Source organism: Hufsiella arboris (assembly GCF_009834875.1).
Lineage (GTDB): Bacteria > Bacteroidota > Bacteroidia > Sphingobacteriales > Sphingobacteriaceae > Hufsiella_A > Hufsiella_A arboris.
In genome coordinates this window covers 446525-467564 of the sequence record NZ_WVHT01000004.1, presented here as the reverse complement: position 1 = coordinate 467564, position 21040 = coordinate 446525, and the positions used below count along the sequence as shown (strand labels likewise).

At 44.5% G+C, this 21040-nt stretch carries 16 protein-coding genes; 9 read left to right on the top strand and 7 right to left on the bottom strand.

Features of this window, described 5'->3' with window-relative positions:
* Positions 1 to 279: 279 nt before the first annotated feature.
* The 4 genes from GS399_RS11185 to GS399_RS11170 form a co-directional block, all read right to left on the bottom strand.
* Complete coding sequence (locus GS399_RS11185; RefSeq protein ID WP_160844704.1) at positions 280 to 1206, bottom strand: Ppx/GppA phosphatase family protein; 927 nt, start codon at positions 1204 to 1206, stop codon at positions 280 to 282.
* A 93-nt stretch (positions 1207 to 1299) separates the two neighbouring features.
* Positions 1300 to 3402, bottom strand: a complete 2103-nt coding sequence (locus GS399_RS11180) for a glycoside hydrolase family 97 protein (RefSeq protein WP_160844703.1) — start codon at positions 3400 to 3402, stop codon at positions 1300 to 1302.
* A gap of 173 nt (positions 3403 to 3575) precedes the next feature.
* The gene (locus GS399_RS11175; RefSeq protein WP_160844702.1) at positions 3576 to 4898 is read right to left on the bottom strand and encodes an ABC transporter permease; all 1323 of its coding nucleotides are present in this window, start codon (positions 4896 to 4898) and stop codon (positions 3576 to 3578) included.
* Between the two features lie 11 nt (positions 4899 to 4909).
* Positions 4910 to 5824, bottom strand: coding sequence for an ABC transporter ATP-binding protein (locus GS399_RS11170; protein WP_160844701.1), 915 nt, complete (start codon positions 5822 to 5824; stop codon positions 4910 to 4912).
* Positions 5825 to 5983: 159 nt separating this feature from the next.
* Between GS399_RS11170 and GS399_RS11165 the strand changes: the two genes are divergently transcribed.
* From GS399_RS11165 to GS399_RS11155, 3 genes are all read left to right on the top strand, one after another.
* The gene (locus GS399_RS11165; RefSeq protein ID WP_160844700.1) at positions 5984 to 7477 is read left to right on the top strand and encodes an ATP-binding cassette domain-containing protein; all 1494 of its coding nucleotides are present in this window, start codon (positions 5984 to 5986) and stop codon (positions 7475 to 7477) included.
* A 68-nt stretch (positions 7478 to 7545) separates the two neighbouring features.
* Positions 7546 to 8232: a hypothetical protein gene (locus GS399_RS11160; RefSeq protein WP_160844699.1), complete on the top strand. Its 687-nt coding sequence runs from the start codon at positions 7546 to 7548 to the stop codon at positions 8230 to 8232.
* A gap of 2928 nt (positions 8233 to 11160) precedes the next feature.
* Positions 11161 to 12702 carry an MFS transporter gene (locus GS399_RS11155; RefSeq protein WP_160844698.1) on the top strand — a complete coding sequence of 514 codons (1542 nt, stop codon included), beginning with the start codon at positions 11161 to 11163 and terminating at the stop codon, positions 12700 to 12702.
* Positions 12703 to 12745: 43 nt separating this feature from the next.
* Here GS399_RS11155 and GS399_RS11150 read toward each other — a convergent pair whose 3' ends face one another.
* Entirely contained in the window at positions 12746 to 13114 is a 369-nt protein-coding gene (locus tag GS399_RS11150) for a hypothetical protein (RefSeq protein ID WP_160844697.1), read from the bottom strand.
* A 264-nt stretch (positions 13115 to 13378) separates the two neighbouring features.
* Between GS399_RS11150 and GS399_RS11145 the strand changes: the two genes are divergently transcribed.
* Both GS399_RS11145 and GS399_RS20990 read left to right on the top strand, forming a co-directional pair.
* Positions 13379 to 13735: a hypothetical protein gene (locus tag GS399_RS11145; protein ID WP_160844696.1), complete on the top strand. Its 357-nt coding sequence runs from the start codon at positions 13379 to 13381 to the stop codon at positions 13733 to 13735.
* A 25-nt stretch (positions 13736 to 13760) separates the two neighbouring features.
* A complete protein-coding gene (locus tag GS399_RS20990) occupies positions 13761 to 13883 on the top strand; it encodes a hypothetical protein (protein ID WP_255491642.1) in 123 nt (40 codons plus the stop codon).
* A 546-nt stretch (positions 13884 to 14429) separates the two neighbouring features.
* Here GS399_RS20990 and GS399_RS11140 read toward each other — a convergent pair.
* Complete coding sequence (locus GS399_RS11140) at positions 14430 to 15938, bottom strand: Ig-like domain-containing protein (RefSeq protein ID WP_160844695.1); 1509 nt, start codon at positions 15936 to 15938, stop codon at positions 14430 to 14432.
* Positions 15939 to 16991: 1053 nt separating this feature from the next.
* On the opposite strand from GS399_RS11140, the gene GS399_RS11135 reads away from it, so the two are divergent.
* A complete protein-coding gene (locus tag GS399_RS11135) occupies positions 16992 to 17294 on the top strand; it encodes a GIY-YIG nuclease family protein (RefSeq protein ID WP_160844694.1) in 303 nt (100 codons plus the stop codon).
* A 379-nt stretch (positions 17295 to 17673) separates the two neighbouring features.
* On the opposite strand, the gene GS399_RS11130 is transcribed toward GS399_RS11135, so the two are convergent.
* Positions 17674 to 18366 carry a DUF2490 domain-containing protein gene (locus GS399_RS11130; protein ID WP_160844693.1) on the bottom strand — a complete coding sequence of 231 codons (693 nt, stop codon included), beginning with the start codon at positions 18364 to 18366 and terminating at the stop codon, positions 17674 to 17676.
* 443 nt (positions 18367 to 18809) lie between these two features.
* Between GS399_RS11130 and GS399_RS11125 the strand changes: the two genes are divergently transcribed.
* The 3 genes from GS399_RS11125 to GS399_RS20985 all read left to right on the top strand — a co-directional run bounded on the left by GS399_RS11125 (position 18810) and on the right by GS399_RS20985 (position 20737).
* Positions 18810 to 19259, top strand: coding sequence for an SRPBCC family protein (locus GS399_RS11125; RefSeq protein WP_160844692.1), 450 nt, complete (start codon positions 18810 to 18812; stop codon positions 19257 to 19259).
* A 740-nt stretch (positions 19260 to 19999) separates the two neighbouring features.
* On the top strand, positions 20000 to 20509 hold the full coding sequence (locus GS399_RS11120; protein ID WP_160844691.1) for a DUF6252 domain-containing protein: 510 nt from the start codon (positions 20000 to 20002) through the stop codon (positions 20507 to 20509).
* Positions 20510 to 20611: 102 nt separating this feature from the next.
* On the top strand, positions 20612 to 20737 hold the full coding sequence (locus tag GS399_RS20985) for a hypothetical protein (protein ID WP_255491640.1): 126 nt from the start codon (positions 20612 to 20614) through the stop codon (positions 20735 to 20737).
* Positions 20738 to 21040: the final 303 nt, after the last annotated feature.

Here is a 21040-nt window from a genome sequence, read left to right as displayed (position 1 = left end):
ATTGTCAAGGTTGTATAAGGAATTGTCCATAATTTTCACGTCAATTAAATTACAATTCAGCCTGACGCCCCCGGAAGACAGCGATTACTTCTAACCTCTTTCTCGCGTTATAAAACATAGTGACCGTTCTCAGGGCCGTATGAAAAGATTTGACAAAAAGCGGTTGCTGTACGATTAGTTACAGGGTCTGCAATCGCTTATGATAAGATGGCATGGATTAATAGAGATCGACGTTATTAAAACGATCGGAGACTTTTTCAGGAAATCCAAGAGCTCTTTTTAGCGTATAAGCTTACTTAATATCCCCTCTTTCATCGAATAAGCCGACATTCCAATTTCTTTTACTCCCAGCTTCTCAATAATAAATCCCGTTAGTATGGATGCCGTTACAATCATGTCGACACGGAGGGGAATAATGCTTTTTCGATTTATACGCTGTTCGTGACTGGATGTACAAAGCCAATCTGTTATTTCCGCAAAGGCTATCGAATCAAAAAGATAAGTTTTCAGTTCTCTCAGATCGACATCATTTCCTTTCTCTGTTTCGATCATCTCAACAAAGGTGTCAAAAGCGCCAGCCGAACCGATGAGATTATGTGGCTTGAATATCTTGCACTGCTCGAATAAAGGTTCCAGTTTTTCTTCCAGGTAACGGTTCAGTTCGGTGATTTTTTCTGACGGGATAGGATCTTCTTTATGAAAGATATCCATTAGCCTTGCAGCTCCAATTTCAAAACTTTCTTTCCAGAATAATTCCGAGTGATTGCACAGAATACATTCCACGCTTCCGCCACCGATATCGAGAATTAAAGAGGTCTTATCGCTTAAAGCGCCAGACGATTTTACTCCACCATAGATATATTCCGCTTCCTTTTGTCCGTTGATGGATTCGATAACAATTCCGGTTTGCACTTTAACCTGTTTAATGAAGTCCGGACCGTTTTTTGCATTGCGGATGGCGGACGTGGCTATTGCTTTATAATTTGAAACTTCATATTTCTTCAGCAATCCTGAGAAATGTTTCATCATTTGCATTCCACGCAGAAAAGCGGCTTCCTGGATATTTCCCTTATTAATTCCGCCTTCGCCAAGTTTAACGCCTTCCTCTAAATGGACGAGCTCGTTTAACGCCCCTTCATTTTTTTCGGCTATGATTAAATTGAAAGTATTTGTACCCAGATCGATAACAGCGGTTCTGTTTTTCATTGTGTTTAGCGAATATACTTATGTACAACAAAAAAGCGGGAACAAATCAATTGTTGCCCGCTCTCCTTTGATTTAAATGAATTATCCGGAACGCTATAATTGTTTAATACTGACAGCGGCACCGCCGCCTGCAGCTAAAACGAGGTTTATCTTTGATTTTGACGTAACCGTCATTTTCTTAATTGAATACACTTCCGGGTTGTTGTTCCAGCTTGCGTTCGAGCCATCAGCGTAAATAATCGCCTCGTATTTTTTTCCTTTGTCAAGAAAGTCGAGATTGATCGTGCTTACGCGGGCGTTTTCATCTGTTACTGCTCCAATAAACCAGTCATTTGTTCCTTTTCCTTTTCGGGCGATAGTTACAAAATCACCCGGTTCAGCTTCCAGGATCCGTGTGTCATCCCAGTCAACCGGAACGTCTTTAATGAACTGAAATGCATTCATATGCTGTTCGTAATTCTCAGGAAGATCGGCAGCCATTTGCAATGGGCTGTACATGGTTACATAAAGTGCAAGTTGTTTGACAAGCGTGGTATGAACCTGCCGTCCCGGAACGTCAGAGTAACCTTTAATTTTGAAGATGCCCGGAGTATAATCCATCGGTCCGCCGATAAGCCTTGTAAATGGCATAATAGTTTCGTGTTCCGGGTTATTGCCGGTGCTGAAGGCGTTATATTCGTTACCCCGCCCGGCTTCACTGGCCAGCCAGTTTGGATAGGTGCGTTGCAAACCGGTTGGGCGCATAGGTTCGTGCATGTCGACCATCACTTTATGCTCTGCAGCTTTTTGGGCAACGCGCTCATAATGATTTACCATCCATTGTCCGTCATGATGTTCGCCACGTGGGATGATCCGGCCTACATAACCTGTTTTTACCGAGGTATAGCCGAACTTGTTCATAAAGCCATAGGCGGTATCAAGCTGCCGCTCGTAGTTTGTAGCAGAACCGGAGGTTTCGTTATGCATAATGATATTAACGCCTTTGGCCTTCGCGTAGTCCTGAAGAGCTTTGACATCGAAATCCGGATAGGGAGTAATAAAGTCAAAAACATTCTCCTTCCAGTTACCGAACCAGTCTTCCCAGCCAACGTTCCAGCCTTCCACCAATACACCCTGGATTCCGTTCTTAGCTGCGAAATCAATAAAATGTTTAACATTTTCAGTGTTGGCGCCGTGCTTGCCGCTTGGAATCAATTTCCCGCTGGCATCTACATCATCTGCTGATTTTGCATAACTCCACGTACTTTTCCCGATCTGCATTTCCCACCATACGCCCACAAATTTCATCGGTTTGATCCAGTCGGTATTTTTAATCACTGAAGGTTCGTTCAGGTTCAGGATCATTTTCGACGAAAGTATGTCCGCGGCTTTGTTGCTTACCATTATGGTTCTCCATGGCGTGCTGAAAGGTGCGTGCAAATACGCTTTGTTTCCCACGGCATCGGGCACCAGGCTAGAAGACAAGCCAAATGTTGTTCTATCAACATGCAGTTGCATTGCCGGAAAATTAACCAACGCTGCTTCATGTATATTCAGATATAAACCATCGGCCGATTTAAGCATCAGCGGCGTTTGGACGGAATACCGGTCGGCAACTTCGCGAACAGCGATATCGGTTGCGGCATCACGTACCGGGAAAGCATCGACTTTGCTCAGCGGTGAGTTAGTGTAAGAATATTCATTCGTATCATAGTCGCCGGGAATCCACCAGGCTTTATGGTCGCCGGTTAGGTTGAACTGTGTCAGTTCATCCGAAACGATGAAATAGTTTAATCCTTCTTGTTTCGGGAAATGGTAACGAAAGCCGACGCCGTCGTCAAACACGCGGAAAATAATGTCTAACAGACCCGCTGGTGTCGTATTTTGTTTTAAGTGTATTGTTAGTTCCTGGTAATGGTTGCGCACCTGGCTCACTTCTCCCCAGGGCTGTTGCCAGGTTTCGTCGACATTTTTAATTTCCGAAGACAGCAGCACAAAGTTCTTATCGAATGATGTTTTGTCCTTTAGAACGAAACCCAATGCTGAGGGCCTGATTACATCCCGACCAGCGAACTTCACCGTGTATTTCGGCTCGCCCTGTGAGGAAAGTGAAAAGTTTAGCGTGGTCTTTCCCTGGCTGGCTGTCAATGGATTCGTTTGCGCCTGCAGGCTGAATGTTGCCAGGGCATACAAAAGGCTTAGAAATATTTTTCTCATGAATTGGTTAATTGGTTGATGCATATTAATCAATATTTTTGATTATTCATTGACTGACTTGCTGATATTGAAGGGCTAACAGCATCAGATATCTAACGTCTGTGTTTCGAGGCTATCGCAAAAAGGCCTGTCAGTTGACAGGCCGGAATGGCTATTCAAATATAAACTTGTTCTTACTCCTTATAACTAAACCACTTCACCAACTCCTTGTAACTGGTTTTCTTTCCATACATCAATATCCCAACACGGTAGATGCGTGATGCGATCCAGGTGGTGAGGATGAACCCTCCAATCAACAAAGCGACGGAAAGCGCGATTTCCCAGCCGGGGACACCGAAAGGAATCCGAACCATCATGGCGATAGGCGAGGTGAAAGGGATGATACTCAGCCAGAAAGATAAGGTGCTATCAGGATTGTTTACAATAAAGCTGAAAGCCATAATGTAAGTAAACAATAAAGGCAGCGTTATCGGCAGCATAAACTGCTGGGTTTCCGTTTCGTTGTCGACAGCCGAGCCAACTGCGGCGAACAATGCGCTATACAACATAAAGCCGCCCAGAAAATAAGTCAGGAAAAGCGCTAAGATATACTTGAAGTCGATAGTATCCATAGCTTTCATAAAGGCGGCACCAGGCCCGTCGCTGGCGCTTTTCTGAGCATCGGCCATTTTCTTTTGTGAGCCTGTCTGATGCTGTGTTTTTACAATCGGCGCAGGGTCAGGGCGTGAGAAAGCGGAGCTGGCAACGCTCGTCAATGTAGTGGACAATATGATCCATAAAAGAAATTGGGTAAGTCCGACCAAACCGATCCCGATAATTTTGCCCATCATCAGTTGAAAAGGCTTAACGGAAGATATCACTACTTCAACAATACGGTTGGTTTTTTCTTCGATAACACCTCGCATCACCTGTGAGCCATAAATAAACAAGGCGATGTAAATCAATATTGCCGCTGCAAAACCAACACCATAGGCGGCGCCCGAGCTGCTGTCTTTTTCGCCTTCCGCGGTAATTTCTTTCGAGTCGATAGTAAAATCCGGTTTGATCTTATCCAGCGTAGCGAGGTCAATGCCAGCATCGTGAAGCTGCTTCGTCCGCATGATCTCGTTCATCTGGTCTTCGATATTGCTCAGAACATATATGCCGGCTTTCTTCTTAGAGTACATTTCAGTCTTTCCGCCGGTTTGAATATTGGTCGGTATGTAAAGCAGGAAGCCTTCATCTTCCCCGGCGACCTTCTTCTTCTCTTCTGCAACATTCCCTTTTATGTCGCTGAAAAGGACGCTTTTGGTGTTTTTGAATTTTCCCGCGAAGACGCCGCTTTCATCCAGAACCTTAACATTTGCCAGTTTGTCTCCCCCGGTGATTGTTAGATAAGCAATAAGGCCGTACATCCCGATGATCAGGCCGGGAACCAGGAAAGTCATCACCAGGAAGGATTTCTTCCGCACCCGGCTCATATATTCACGTTGTATGATGAGTAATATTTTATTCATGATTGCTTAGATTAAAGGGTTACAGCGCCTTTTTCGCTTACACGTTGTATGAAAATATCATTAATTGTCGGTATAACCTCGTTTACCTGGTGTATGGTTACTTTGGGCATCAGGCTCGACAGCAGGTCGTTTACCGACTTTCCATTGTTTAACTTGATTGTCAGGGTTTGCAGTTCTTCATGCGCAGAGGCTGATATCGTTTCGAATTCAGGCTGATCGATTGTTACCGGTTCGCCGGTATACTCAACTTTGTAAGTGTTGCTCCGGTACGAATTACGAATATCTTTCAGTCGGCCGTCAAGTATTTTATGCGATTTATTGATCAAAGCGATATTATCGCACAACTGCTCCACGGACTCCATGCGGTGAGTAGAGAAAATGATTGTCGCTCCTTTTTTATTCAGTTCGAGGATCTCGTCCTTGATCATTTCTGCATTAACCGGATCGAATCCGGAAAAGGGTTCATCGAGTATCAGCAGCTCCGGACCGTGCACTACCGTTGCCACAAACTGTACCTTTTGCTGCATTCCTTTGCTGAGGTCTTCCACTTTTTTATCCCACCAGCTTTGGATTTCCATCTTCTCAAACCAATATTTAATACGGCTGACGGCATCATTTTTCGACATGCCTTTAAGCTGCGCCAGGTAAAGCATTTGCTCGCCGATCTTCATTTTTTTATAAAGTCCGCGTTCTTCCGGCAGATATCCGATTTTGTTTATATGGTCCGGATTTAACTTCTCGCCATTAAAATAAACTTCACCCGCATCAGGCGCTGTGATTTGATTGATAATACGGATCAGCGAAGTTTTGCCTGCGCCGTTAGGCCCCAACAGGCCAAATATTTTACCTTTTTCGATTTCAAGACTTACATCGTCTAATGCGCGGTGGCTGGCATACTGCTTGACGATATTTCGGATACTGAGCATGTACTTAGTTGAAGATTAATAAACGTTAATTAGAATAGCTGAATGTTTCATTGTTACACGGGCATCTAAATGCCTTTTTTTAGTAATGCAATATACTGTAACTGATATGTTATCCGGAAGAATTTTTTAATTAGCTTTTAATTACGAATATCGTGTGCGATGAATTTTTTGTCACTTAGAAATGCCGATATCAGGTACCTGGATCAGAAGCTTTTCTCAAACCTCAGCTTCAGTGTTAAAAAAGGCGAAAGTTGGGCACTGCTTGGGCCAAGCGGTTCTGGGAAAAGCGCCTTACTTGCCGCTATCGCCGGAAAGCTGAATATTACCGGTACCGAAGTCTCCTACGGTTTTCACGATGAATATGTCTCCCGGCATCGTATTGACGATCCGCTGTTTACTTACCAGCATCTTATATCGTACGTTCCTCAAAAACATCATTTTAAGAATCTGTCAAATACTTCCGATTTTTATTACCAGCAACGCTATAACTCCGAAGACTCGGAAGACGCGATGGTTGTAAAGGATTACCTGACTGCAATTAAAATTCCGGACGGCAGGAATTACTGGACAGTTCAGAAAGTGACAGAGCGGCTGCATCTCACCAGCTTGCTTGATAAACAGCTTATCAAGCTTTCAAACGGGGAAACCAGGCGCCTGCTGATTGCCGCATCACTGCTGCGAAATCCGCTGTTGTTACTACTTGACAGTCCGTTTACCGGCCTTGATACCGACACTCGCAAAGAACTTCATTCGCTGGTTAATGACATTGTCAATTTCGGGATAACCGTTATTATGGCTACTTCGCCGTCGGAAATACCTGAAGTGCTTACTCATGTGGCGATCTTGGATAAAGGGCAAATCATTAATGAAATGCATCGCAGCGATTTTAAACCCGATATGGTCGATATCCCTGCTTTAAAAGAAGCAGACCAGGCTAAACTTCATGATCTTCTGTCTGCCAAACCAGTAGAAGTATATAATGAGATCATTAGCATGAGAAACGTTAACGTAAGATATGGCGACGTCACCGTTCTCCGGGACGTAAACTGGGTGGTAAAGCAGGGTGAGGCATGGGCGTTGATGGGGCATAACGGAGCCGGTAAGTCGACATTGCTGAGCCTTGTAAACGGCGATAATCCTCAGGCATATTCAAACGATATTTTTTTGTTCGACAGAAAGCGGGGCAGCGGCGAAAGTATATGGGACATAAAATCTAAAACCGGTTATGTATCTCCGGAAATGCTTCAATATTTTGCAACGAGTTCAAACTGTCTGCAGGTTGTTGAATCGGGTTTTTACGATACAATGGGACTGTTTCGTGCGAGTTCGATAAAGCTTGCGGCAATTGCCATGCAATGGATGGAGCTTATTGGGATACAGGAACATGCAAAGCAGTTATTTAAAAAGGTACCTGCAAGTGTTCAGCGGCTTTGTTTATTAGCCAGGGCGCTGGTGAAAAATCCGCCCTTGCTGATACTTGATGAGCCCTGCCAGGGACTGGATGAACAGCAGCAGCGGCATTTCAAAGAACTGGTCGATTCCATGTTCCGGGAAACAAATCTGACGCTGATTTATGTAACGCACTACCAGGATGAGCTGCCGGACTGTATCCGCCATACATTAAAACTTAGTGGCGGAAGCGTAGTTAATTAGTTGTAAATAAAATATCCGGCATAATCCCGGTATTAACCATATTCACACTTTAATAAATTTAATGTATTATGCCCCAGATTGCCCGGCCCGCCGATGGTGGGATGATGTATGCCGAAACGAATCTCAGTCACACCTTCCCCGAGCCCTTGAACACAATCACTTCAGGCCTGTTTTTGATTCTGGCTATTTTCTGGCTGATTAAGCTTAAAGGATTCGATAAACGCCATAAGTTTTTAAGTGGCTGTGCCTGGCTGCTGTTAATCGGTAGTATCGGGGGAACGACTTATCACGGCCTGAGACGCTGGAGTATTTTTATTATGATGGACTGGATGCCGATCATGCTGCTATGCCTTGCTGCCAGCGTTTATTTCTGGATACGGGCGCTGGGCAAATGGTATTACGGATTGCTGGTATTTATTGCATTCGGTTTAGTTGAGTTTTTTGTGCGGCGATTCATTATGAGAAATGAACTGCAGCTAGGTATCAATATCAATTACGGCGTTATGGCCTTGATGGTGCTGTTGCCTATACTGGTCCTTCTGATCAGGCAACGCTGGCAAAACGGACGTTACATACTGGTTGGGTTAGCCGCCTTTACTATCGCTCTTTTCTTCAGAGCCACTGACAGCTCGGCCCTGCTGCCCCTGGGGACTCATTTTCTGTGGCATACGTTTGGGGTTATTGCGGCAGCAAGCATGTTTATGTTTATTTATGAGGTGGAGCGTGTAACGTTGCGCGGCAGTAATAGAACATAGCTGGCGTAGAGCGGTTGAATTATTTTAGGCCTCATGCCTGCGGGCATTTCCTTTTGATAGCCCCAAAAGGAAACAAAAGGGCTTGTCAATCCGCTAGGTGCCTTTGCTGCACAGGCCAATACGCAATTAAAAACAATTGCGCTTATTTTTGCTCGTCCCTGCTTAGCCGAAAGTAAATACAAATACATCGCAAAACCGCTACGCTATAGGCTTGGCACTGCAAAATTTAAGGAAACTACTACTGTTTTTAATTTATCCGGCACTTGCGTCTTGCCAGCGTACTTCGGAGTAGCACGGAGAGGCTTGAACGTTAGCTTCCTGCCCCTGATTTAAGTTACTACAGATCATGAATTGCTGTCCCGGCAACCAATCATATTCTTGCTGCCGTTAATAGCACGATGTCGGCCTGCAAATTTTTGGCGTTAAAAAAACGCGGTGGTCCGGCTTTGTGATAATACTCAAACCGTCTCGTAATACAAGCGATCAGCGAGTGTTGCAAAAGCAATCATACATCACTTCCGCTCCCACGGCTCTGATTGCGACAGGCCGGATCACCGGGTTTTTAGCACAAAAATTTGAAGCCTTGATTTTTTCGTTCTTTTTTATCAAGAAAAAAGAACTAGCCAGCCGCCGGCAATGAGGCGGACTAACTTTCATAAGCAACTGGCTGTGCCTTTTTATTGTCAGCCGGGCTCATAGCCGCCCGAAGGCCTATAAACTTTGTCTTGATACAAAGTTTAACAATGCCTAGGCACCCGTAGGGTGAAGAGACCACGAAGACAATTGAAAACGATAAATACGGCTGAGTAAATCAAGGCTGCCGAATCTTTGTCGCAAATTCTCAATAAATCTTTGAGGCGCATGGTTCGACTCCGCTCACCATGACAGGCCACCACTATATTTCGGTAACATTAAAATGCTGAGCGGAGTCGAAGCAGGTCTTTACTTCCAAATCTTCGAAGGCCGGTACGTGCTTCGGAGTGGCCTGTTAGAATTTGAATGTCAGCTTCCTGCCGCTGATCTAAGTTACTACAAATCATGAATTGCTGTCCCCGGCAACCGATCATAGATCACTGTCTTTGATAGTACGTCTTCGGCCTGCAAATTTTTGGCGTGAAGAAAACACTATGATCAGGCTTTGTGGCGCTTTACAGTCGGCGTGAAATCCGGCGAGCGGGGGACTGAAAAGATGCTCCATCCGGCTTCCGCCAACCTGCGCACGCTCAGCACTCGGGCCATGCGTGTGACAGTGCGGCTGAAGCTTATTTCTTTTCTTGATTTTTGCCTCCTTTTTATCAAGAACCGACTAAAAGGAGCTCATGAAAGCCATTGAAACAATTAACAACTTGAATAAAAAGGAGGGTGCCCCCGCGGCGGAGAGCGGTTGAATTATTTTATGCCTCGTGCCGGCATGGCATTTCTTTCCCAGTCGATGGAAAGAAACAAAACCTTGCTGCAAGCAAGCTCATGAAGGCCTTTAAAAACAATTAAAAGCTACTGAATAGATCTTGTCAATCCGCTAGGTGCCTTCTCTGCACAGGCCAATACGCAATTAAAACAGGGGCGCTTATTTTTGCTCGTCCCTGCTTAGTCGAAAGTAAATACAAACACATCGCAAAACCGTTGCGCTATAGGCTTGGCACTGTAAAATTTAAATAGCTGCTACTGTTTTTAATTCTTGCAGGCACTTGCGTCTTGCCAGCGTACTTCGGAGCAGACCGTGGAAGCTTGATCGCTCGCTTCCTGCCATCGATTTAAGTTACTGCAGATCATAAGTTGCTGTCCTTGGCAACCGATCATATTCTTACTGCCATTGATAGTACGTCTGCGGCCTGCAAATTTTTGGCGTTAAGAAAACGCGGTGATTTTGCCACGGATAAGACTCAAACCGTCTCGTAATACAAGCGATCAGCGAGTGTTGCAAAAGCAATCATACGTCACTCCGTTGCCACGGCTCTGATTGCGGCAGGCCAGATCACCGGGTTTTTAGCACAAAAATTTGAAGCCTTGAACTTTTGTTTCTTTTCTTTCAAGAGAAAAGAAAGAGCCAGCCGCCGGCGGAGAGGCGGACTAGCTTTCATAAACAGCTGGTGGTGCCTATTTATTGTTAGTCGGGCTCATAGCCGCCCGAGGCCTATAAACTTTGTCTTGATACAAAGTTTAACAATGCCGAGGCACCCGTAGGGTGAAGAGACCACGAAGACAATTGAAAACGATAAATACAGCTGAGTAAATCAAGGCTGCCGAATATTTGTCGTAAATCCTCAGTAAATCTTTTAGGCGCATGGTTCGACTCCGCTCACCATGACAGGCCACCACTATATTTCGGTAACATTAAAATGCTGAGCGGAGTCGAAGCAGGCCTTTACTTCCAAATCTTCGAAGGCCGGTGCGTGCTTCGGAAAAACCTATGACAATTTGAATGTTGGCTTCCTGCCCTAATCCAAGTTTCTACAGATCATGAATTGCTGTCCCCGGCAAACGATCATATTCTTACTGCCGTTGATAGTACGTCTGCGGCCTGCAAATTTTTGGCGTTAAGAAAAAACGATGATTCGGCCACTAATAATACTCAAACCGTCTTGTAATAAGCGATTAGCGAGTGTTGCAAAAGCAATCATACGTCACTTCCACTCCCACGGCTCTGATTGCGACAGGCCGGATCACCGGGTTTTTAGCGCAAAAATTTGAAGCCTTGAACTTTTGTTTCTTTTCTTTCAAGAGAAAAGAAAGAGCCAGCCGCCGGCGGAGAGGCGGACTAACTTTCATAAACATCTGGCCATGCTATTTTTATTGTCAGCCGGGCTCATAGCCGCCGAGAGGCGCGAAAAATTACCTCGCTTATCCTGTCGCAAGCATCCTCTTTTTGTCGCATACCGCCCCCGTTTAATGCCGGCAATACTGGTAAGTTTAGAAAAATAAACCAGTATGAGTACAGTAATTCCCGAAATTTCCGTTCCTGCTCTTGCCGGAAGAAAAGAGTGGATAGGCCTGGCAGTGTTAGCGCTTCCGACGCTGCTGATATCGATGGATACCACGGTGATCTATCTCGCCCTGCCGGAGATAAGTGCCGCACTCCAGCCGGGCAATTCGCAATTGCTATGGATAACGGATATTTACGGATTTATGGAAGCTGGTTTTCTCATTACGATGGGAACTTTAGGCGATAGGATCGGCAGGCGGAAACTGCTCCTGGCGGGTGCCGTTTGCTTCGCAATCGCATCTGTATTCGCCGCTTTTTCTTCAAGCACCGGAATGCTGATTGCCGCCCGCGGGCTGTTGGGAGTGGCCGGTGCGACGCTCCTTCCTTCGACGCTGGCAATTTTGCGTAATATGTTCCACGACGATAAGCAGCGCACGATGGCAATCGGTATCTGGACGACCTTCTTTTCCGCAGGCACGGTGCTGGGCCCTTTTGTCGGAGGCCTTCTGCTTACCCATTTCTGGTGGGGATCGGTATTTTTAATGGGAGCGCCTGTTATGCTCGCTTTTATTATAGTCGGACCTATGTTTTTTCCGGAGTTTAAAGATCCGCACCCGGGGACGTTTGATTTGTTAAGCGTGGCACTGTTGCTGTTTTCGGTATTGTCCTTTGTTTATGGCATAAAGAGTTTTGCGGAAAGCGGACCCACCGCCATTTCAGCTATCACATTAGCTGTGGGAGTTATAGCCGGACTTGTCTTTTTACGACGGCAGCAGGTGCTGGCACATCCGCTGATCGATATGACACTTTTCCGGATCAGGAAATTCAATGCAGCGCTGATAGTTCTTGCGCTGGCCTTATTCACCTGGGCGGGAATTTTCTTTTTCGTTGGGCAGTACCTGCAACTGGTACTTGGCCTGTCGCCGTTCAAAGCCGGCTTAGCGACAATACCTTCCGCGCTGATGAGTATCGTGTCATGCATAACCGCACCGATCCTTGTAAAGCATTTCAACCGGGGGAATCTGACTGCGGCAGGATTGAGTCTGATGGGAGCGGGCCTTCTCGTATTATCGTTTGTTGACCAGGACGGCCTGCCATTACTGATCTGTGCAGGCGTGTTAATTTCAGCTGGTTGCGGGATGCTCGTTACAATTAATACAGATATTGTTGTTGCTGCAGCGCCGCCCAATAAAACCGGCGCAGCGGCCGGTATATCCGAAACGTGTACCAATTTAGGGTCGTCTTTGGGAATCGCTTTATTAGGAAGTATTGGTGCAATAGTCTACAGGATGACTATGGCTGATGTCAACATTCCTGGTTTATCTGCCGACCTGTTAGAACCTGCGAAACAGACGATCGGAAATACCCGGTTAATTTCTGATCAGCTTGACCCGGCCAGGAGTCATCAACTGATAGAAGCTGCAAAGAATGCTTTTATACGTTCTTTCCAAATCACGGGCCTTTTTCATGCAGCGACTTTATTGATATCGGCTTTAGTTGCGAAGGTGGTTCTGCCCGGATTGTTTAAGCAGGAACCCCAGGGCTAAGGTTTTTATTTACCTCAGCCCGCTTATCTGGAAAAGAATAAGCCTAGGAAACACAGTGAAGCTCCTTTTCAGGCTGACTTTCCAGCAATTCCTGGTATTTCTCAAGCAGTACAAGGTATTTTCCCTGCCATAGTTCTTCTTCCTGATCCCACCCGCTATAACTAACCGTAGTGTCACGTTTTGAAAAGATGTGCCCGAATTCTTCGGTGCTGAACAACTCCGGGAAATCTTTAGAAAAATCATAGCGAATCACACATCCGATTCGAAAAATTATTTCCGGCTTTAAATAACGCTGATTAAACCAGTTGTAGACCGAGCGCCTGTTCACATATAGTTCCCGGGCCAGGTTGGTAATACTGTAACCATCTTTCCTGACACGATATTCTACTTGCTGTCCAAAATGTTTTTCCATGATGCCTGTATTAAGAGTATATACGAGCCAGTTAATCAATCAGTTTTTTATGATAGCGTTCTGCGGAAGGCACCGATATTATTCCATCACTCCATGCCAGGTTGAGTGGAGTCGAAGCCTTAACAAATTATAAATTCAAATAAGGCATTGGTTACCAATTAATAACACTACCTTTAAGAACCGCTGACGCAGTGCACACCTATATCTGCGTTGTCTCCTTTTTCATTTAAGTTTCAAGCACCAGTTTTATTTAATTTCCCAATCATGAAAGATAGTTTCAATAAATATTATCGTGTTTTTAAAAACGATACAGCGATCACAGAAGTGTCTACCAATGACTTTAAGCCATTAATGCGTGAACAGGTCAACGCAGATCAGCTTAACGAGCCAAATTCCAGTAGCTTGTCGTCAAGAGCCTATTCTTTACCTGCCGATAAGGCGATGTTCTATGGTTACAAAACCCGGAAGCAGGCTGTAGAAATGGCCAGGAAAGGAGCCTTAAGTTATATGAATATGCTGGCTGGCCTGGCAGCAGAAGGCCTGAAGATGTTAAAACAATACCGGATCGATCATTATGAAGATCTGAATTTCAACCTGGTGAAAGTAAATAACCAGGGATAAACGCCCATTAATTAAAAAAGCTACCATGAGTAAAGACAAGAAAAAAACGGCAAGTTCACTTAATAAGAAGTCGCCGTCGGATTACCAGAGTTCAAAGACAAGCGGACCGAAGATTGATATCGAATCTGTTTTTAAGAAAAAGAAATAAGCGGTTTGTGCTTAACAAATCTGCCGGCTTCAGGTAATAGCGCCAGTCTTCGAGCACCCAGTACAGACCCTAGCATTTTACAGAATCGAACTGCTTTGTCATGCTGGCGCTCGAAGCATAGAGGAAGCGAACGCAAATCCGGTCGCCCAACGCACCAGTCTTCGAGAGCCTCAGACTGACGGCCGTTGGTATCGCGGACCGTAATCTATCGTCATGCTGGGGTTTTCGAAGCATAGACGTTACTACGTTTGATCGCACATTCCACCGCACCAGTCTTTGAGACGTCGTAGAACGGGGTGCATAAAAGCCAAAGCAGTTACGAAGAAAAGGCCTCGCAGAAAGCATAGAATGCTGAGGTGAACTTAAAACCTTCTGTCATAGAAGGATTTGAGCTAACCCTTACATTGTCAGCCCTTAAGCTTAAAGCAGGGGAGTTCAATTAGTAAGAACACTCCGCCGAATTACCAGAATTAAACGTCATCGCATATTGATTTATATGAAATTATACCACCATCGGCGTGACGAGGTTTGTCGACCGTTACCCATTTAAAACTGTCTGGACATCCAGGATGCTTCTTTAATTACCGATCTCCCATCCATCTGCTGAGGATATGGAATTGTATTTGGAAAAAGGGTTTCGATTTTAAAAATATTAATTGATTTTAATTTAAATCCTGGCAAGTCCGCAGGAATTTCAGTTACACTACTTAAGTCGGGAAACTTGTAATTTGTCAATGTTGAATGACTGTAGATGTATATATTTTTTCGGTTATCGGGATCGCTGAAATAAGCATATTGATAACTTACATTTCCGGTATATGGAAGCTGAAGGTTATAAATGCTCGTATTTTTAAATTCCATGTTAAAATCTATTGGCTTAACGGCTGATGGAATATCGCCTTTATAATTGTTAATGCCGTGCCATTCGTTCATATGGTATTGTACCCAGGTTTGGTATTGAACAATTGATTCTTTCGGATAAAAAAAGGTGACTTCCTCCCTGTTTAAATTGGTTTGATATGGCTTCGTTGGATCCGGGCTGATATCCGGGATAGCAACATAATTGAGCATATAGTAGTTTTCATAGCCGAGTTCAGGTTTTCCGGAAAGAGTAGCAAAGTATACATCCAGGCCCGGGGCTTTAATAGTTTTTCGCTCCGAAATCTTGTTACATAGGCTCATGTCTACGTCAAGCGATTTTGACCTGACGGATACATCATAAAAGTTGTAATATCCTACGCCATTTCTCTCGACCTGGACGAATAACTTGCTTCCTTCAGAGAAATATGATTTCCTTTCAGCCGTATCTTTTAATGAAGTTATACTGGTTCCGCCACTATTTCCAGAATAAGTCAGGCGGTCAAAAGGCAGTATATTTTTAAAATTTAAGGATATTGGTCCGATATACGGGTGAGAAATAATGGGTGTTTTATCCGACAAATTATAAACAGCGCCTTTTTTTAAATCGAGATAAGCTGAAATATTAATGCGGTTATATTTTAAAATCTGATATACATTAAATGTTTTGCCGTAAAAAGGTTCTTTCGGTGCTATTTTTATTTCAGAAACCGCGTTGTCAGGACATTTAATGGAATTTAATATTTGCCCGGCACTATCAGTAATTACGTACCAGTACTGATAATCAAAGATTTTGCCGGGAAAGTTTCTTAATGTTATCAGGGCATTGTCGATAATAACTTTCGTAAACAACTCCTGTTTATTATCATACTTATCATAAGCCATTGCTTTAACTGCATATTCCCCGTCGGCAAACTTAGTCGAGTTAAATTTATAGCGGAACGAAGCAGAATCGGTTGAAAAGAGAAGCGAATCTTTAAAGTAAAGCTCAATCTTTTTTATGCCTGAATTGTCTTTCGCTTCAACCTGTAAATTGACGATGTTTCTTATACTGTCGCCGTCATGAATTCCGGTGACGATAATTGCCGGTAAATCTTTGTCATTAGGTCTTTCTTCGGAAGGCTGGCAGGCATAAAAAATTGTTATACCAAAAATGAAAAGTATATACTGAGATATACGGCGAGATACGTTTTGCATGTGATAAGGTTAGATCAATTTTACGAAAAATTGTCTTTAAAGTTGCTATAGCTGATAATTAAAAAAAATAATCCTTTATTTGTTTAAATGCCATACCGCCCAAACTGTCAGTAGAATTGTACCTGGTTAGAGAATGACAGGTCAGGAATTGTTTGGGTGGACGGGAGTTTAACTCCGGTTGATTAAAATTGACAAGCCACGGCAAACATGACCCGGGCGCCGGCTCGTAATGACGGAAACTTGTGCAAAAGAACGCGGAGATTCTTCCTTCGTCAGAATGACAGAAATGATCTATGAACGTACCTCAAATACTAAGACTGACCCCCGGTATTACAGAATCGAAATATCTTGTCATGCTGAGGCGCTCGAAGCATAGACGTTACGAAGTTCAATCGCACATTCCTACGCGCCAGTCTTCGAGAGCCTCAGACTGACCCTCGGCATTACAGAATCGAAATTCCTTGTCATGCTGAGGCGCTCGAAGCATAGACGTTACGAAGCTCAATCGAACATTCCTACTCACCAGTCTTCGAGAGCCTCAGACTGACGGCCGGCATTTACAGAACCGAAATACTTTGTCATGCTGAGGCGCTCGAAGCATAGAGGAAGCGAACGGAAACCCGGTCGCCCAACGCACAGTCTTCGAGAGCCTCAGACTGACACCCCGGGCACTACACAATCGAAATACTTTGTCATGCTGAGGCACTCGAAGCATAGACGTTACGAAGTTCAATCGCACATTCCTACACACCAGTCTTCGAGAGCCTCAGACTGACAACCAGGGCATTACATAATCGAAATACTTTGTCATGCTGAGGCGCTCGAAGCATAGACGTTACGAAGTTCAATCGCACATTTCTACGCACCAGTCTTCGAGAGCCTTAGATTGACGGCCTTTGGTATCGCGGACCGTAATCTATAGTCATGCTGAGGCGCTCGAAGCAAGGACGTTACGAAGTCCAATCTCACATGGCTGCGCACCAGTCTTCGAGAGCCTCAGACTGACGGCCCACCCGGTTGCTTAATGCATGCGGATTTACTACATTTAATTCGATGTCAAATGCAATTGATACTTACACTGTTTATATCTTAAGATGTAATGATGGTCAATTTTATACAGGGATTACTAACGATATTGAGCGGAGACTTCAAGAGCATCAAACAGGTTATAACCCCAAGGCTTATACATTCAAGAGAAGGCCGGTAGAGTTAGTATTTACAGAACACTTTAATGATCCGGTATCTGCAATTGCTTTTGAAAAGCAACTGAAGGGTTGGCGACGTCAGAAAAAAGAGGCCTTGATAAGAGGCGATTGGGCGAGTTTGCCTGAATTGAGTGAACGGTATAAACCGTAACGTTGCCACCACACCAGTCTTCGAGAACCTCAGACTGACCCGGATGCTCTTTCGTTTTTCTTACGCTTCCGTCATGCTGAGGCGCTCGAAGCATAGAGGAAGCGAACGGAAATCCGGTCGCCCAACGCACCAGTCTTCGAGAGCCTCAGACTGACGGCCGTTGGTATCGCGGACCGTAATCTTATGGTCATTGTCTCGAAGCATAGACATTACGAAGTCAATCGCATATTTCGCCCCGAAGGGTCTGTTGCACAGGACCGTTCGTTTTTATTCCGCCTCAATTTGACGAGGGATTCAGTCACTTCGATATGTACCCGTCTGACGGCTTCTTGAAGGGCGCTTATAGCCGTCTGATGGGTGTATACGATAAATTACCTGTTCAGAATTTCGTCGTTATCATTAACTGGATAACGTTATTCCTGAAATCTTCATCTTCTTCTTTTAAATACCAGTACATATAACCCAGTTCGGCGTCGATGCTTTTACTGAAACGGTAACCGACAGAGCCAAACAACCTGTTTTGATCTGTCAGACTACCGCTTGCTTTTTCTTTGTTCTGAACATTTAAAAACAGCTCGTTCTGCAAACCGGCGTACACACCTTCTGTGAATCCGGCGTTGGCAAAAACCGGAATCTGAAAGCTTAAGAATGTCCTGAATCGCTGTGTGAAGCTTGTTTTCATATCCTGGTGGATAAAACGCTGCTCAAGCCTGAGACGAACATTTGTTTCAATCTTTCCAAGGTCAAAAGCGGCCAGATATTGCTCATAGATGCGGTTCTCGAACTCATAGCTTGGCGTTGCATTTTCGTGAAGCCAGTCGCCTTTCCAGGCATAGCCGAGAGCAAGTGCATGCACCTTTGTGATCTTATACTGAAGAGCAGTTCTAAGCAAAAGCGTGTTAAAATGTTTAAACTGATCGGATGAACGCGCCTGGACGTCGGCGAGAATATCAAATCGCTTATTGAGCTCCTGCGTATGCGTTAGAAAAAACCATCCGGAAGTTTCCGTTTTCTGGCAAAAGACTGCTGATGTTCCCAGCAGGAACAAAATGGTTGTGAGAGCGTTTTTCATGGGTATAAATGAGACCGATGTAGAATTAAAACTGAACGCATCTGCATTTGTTTTTGCCGTTCGGCTATGAAACCATTAGTGCTTCTCTACCTCTTTAATAACTTACAGGGTTGAGTTGGATCTTTCCCAACGCAGAAATGCCGAAAAGCCCCGTATTGCCTGATATTCCAGGATTAAGAATGTGGCCCGTTAAGTGCAATAAATGCATAGATCTGAAAGTATGGCGGGACTGCCGGCGAGTATTGTTGATCGAGCACTGCCACCTGCGTTTTCTGCACTGTCTGGTTCCTCACTTGACGGGAGGTTAGGTGGGTGATTCGTACTAGTCAATTCCTTTTTAAGCATTTTACGTCGGACAACATCACAGTCCAGATCAGACCAAGCGATTTATTAGCGATATTTATACATCAACAAACTATCAATAAACCTAAAAAACATATAATATGGAAAATAACAGTGTTTCCTTGCACCGCGTACTGACCGCGACTCCGGAAAAAATCTACCGCGCCTTTACCGATGCCGGTGCGATCGCCTCCTGGCTTCCGCCGTTTGGATTTTATTGTACCGTTCAGCAAATGGATGTGCGTGAGGGCGGCAGCTTCAAAATGTCATTTACCAATTTTACGACCGGGAACAGTCATTCTTTCGGCGGTGAGTACCTGGAACTTAAGCCAGGAGAACTGATCAAATACACCGACCGTTTTGACGATCCCAGCCTGCCCGGAGAAATGCCTACTACAGTCTGGCTAAAAGAAGTATCTGTTGGCACTGAGATTAAAATCTTCCAGGAAAATATTCCTTCTGTGATCCCCGCCGAACAGTGCTACTTAGGCTGGCAGGAATGCCTTGAAAAGCTGAAAAAGCTGGTCGAGCCGAATATTCCGGATATGTAAGGGCGAGAGCTTATGCAGGTGGCTGGCACCGTCATAATGAGTAACGATCGTTTGGTAACTCCTTTCCGTTTAAGAGGTTGGCACAGCGCTCTAACGATTGCCCTATAACAGGACTCCGTCCTGCTTCCTTACAGTAAAAGTACATTGAGTTTATAAGGAAAAGCCCGATACAGAAGCTGAAATTTCACGTCAGTATAATTTCGTCACCTTACATCTTTATCAAGATTCGCAAAACCAATCACAATGAGTGGTAGCTAATTCAACGGCTATCTGTCCTTGTGCTCATAGTATTTACTATGGCGGCATGCAAAAAAGATAAGGATTAGCCGGGTCAAGAGGTCAGAGACCTCTATTTATTTTAAACCGCGAAGTGACGCTGCGCTTAACACTTCGCAGAACAGAGATTTTTAGCAATATATACCGAGGTCAGAGACTTCTGTCTACTTTAAACCGCGAAGAGACGCTGCTCTTAACACTTCACAGAACAGAGGGCATAACCGTCATTTCAACCCGGATACATAACCGTCATTTCGACGTTAGGAGAAATCTTTCTAAAGTTTGATTGGATTCCTCAGTCGCTCCCTGCTTCCGCTCTTTTAAATGACGGGCGAGATTTAATGTCGTAAAACACCCGGAATAAAATGGGTTATTTAACGGTAATAAAAAAGGTGTTTTACAGCGCTTGGTTTTTAAGTTATAAGTAATACTTTAGCGGTATAAAACTAAATCTTATTATGAATATGAAAATGTTTACCCTAAATCCTTCTGTTAAATTACTGGCATTGTTCATCGCCTGTACACTTTCACTGGCGTCTTGCAAGAAAAGCGACGACGACAAACCGGCTGATAGTCCTTACCTGAGCGTTAAAATCGACGGGCAAAAGAAAAACAGCACGGGGCCTGTTGTGGCCGGTGTAATGAAAGTCGCTGGCGTTACAGCATTAACTATACAAGGCCAGTTCAGCACCAATGAAGGTGTCGCTTTGATGTTAACCGATTCTAAAGTCGGCGAATACAAGGTGCTTACCGAAGACCAGCCGAGCTTCGAAGGCAACGCGGCGACAGGTGTTTATTTAGCTGACATAGCGAAATCACAATCCTACGACAGCGTTTCAGGAACCGTGAAAATCACGTCGTCTACGGATAAGCTGATTTCCGGAACCTTTGAGTTCACTGCCAAAAACGAAGCGGGCGCTACCAAAACATTTTCGGAAGGCTCGTTCCAGGCAACGGTTACAACCGTGCAGTAATTATCAGGATTCAGACATCGGCTGATTGGCCAGGCCAGTTACAGATGTTTAAGAAATGATACTAGTAAAAGGTCGCCCTGGGTGGCCTTTTTTCGTTTGATCATGCCTCCTTTCCTGGGAATCAAAACGGGTACTCCCGGGGAGCTGGATATGGAAGAAATGCTCGTGCGGATGGAAGTCGGTTCGGAGGAGGCCGAAAAGGTATACGCCTACCTGTCGATTCAGTAGTTCTTTGGCAAAGGGATACGTTGGTTCTTTTAAGTCTTCCGCAGGGCGACTTAAAAGAACTTAATAAATCTGTGCCTCTGACACATTTATCCCAAATCACACTATTTCTACAACCAACAAGGTCAGAGACCTTTATCGATTTTAACTGCGAAGTGACACTACGCTTAACACTTCGCAGAACAAAGGTTCTTTTAACTCAGGTTCTTTTAAGTCTTCCGCAGGGCGACTTAAAAGTGTGTAATAAATCTGTGTCTCTGACACATTTATCTCAAATCACAGCATCTTTATAACCAACAAGGTCAG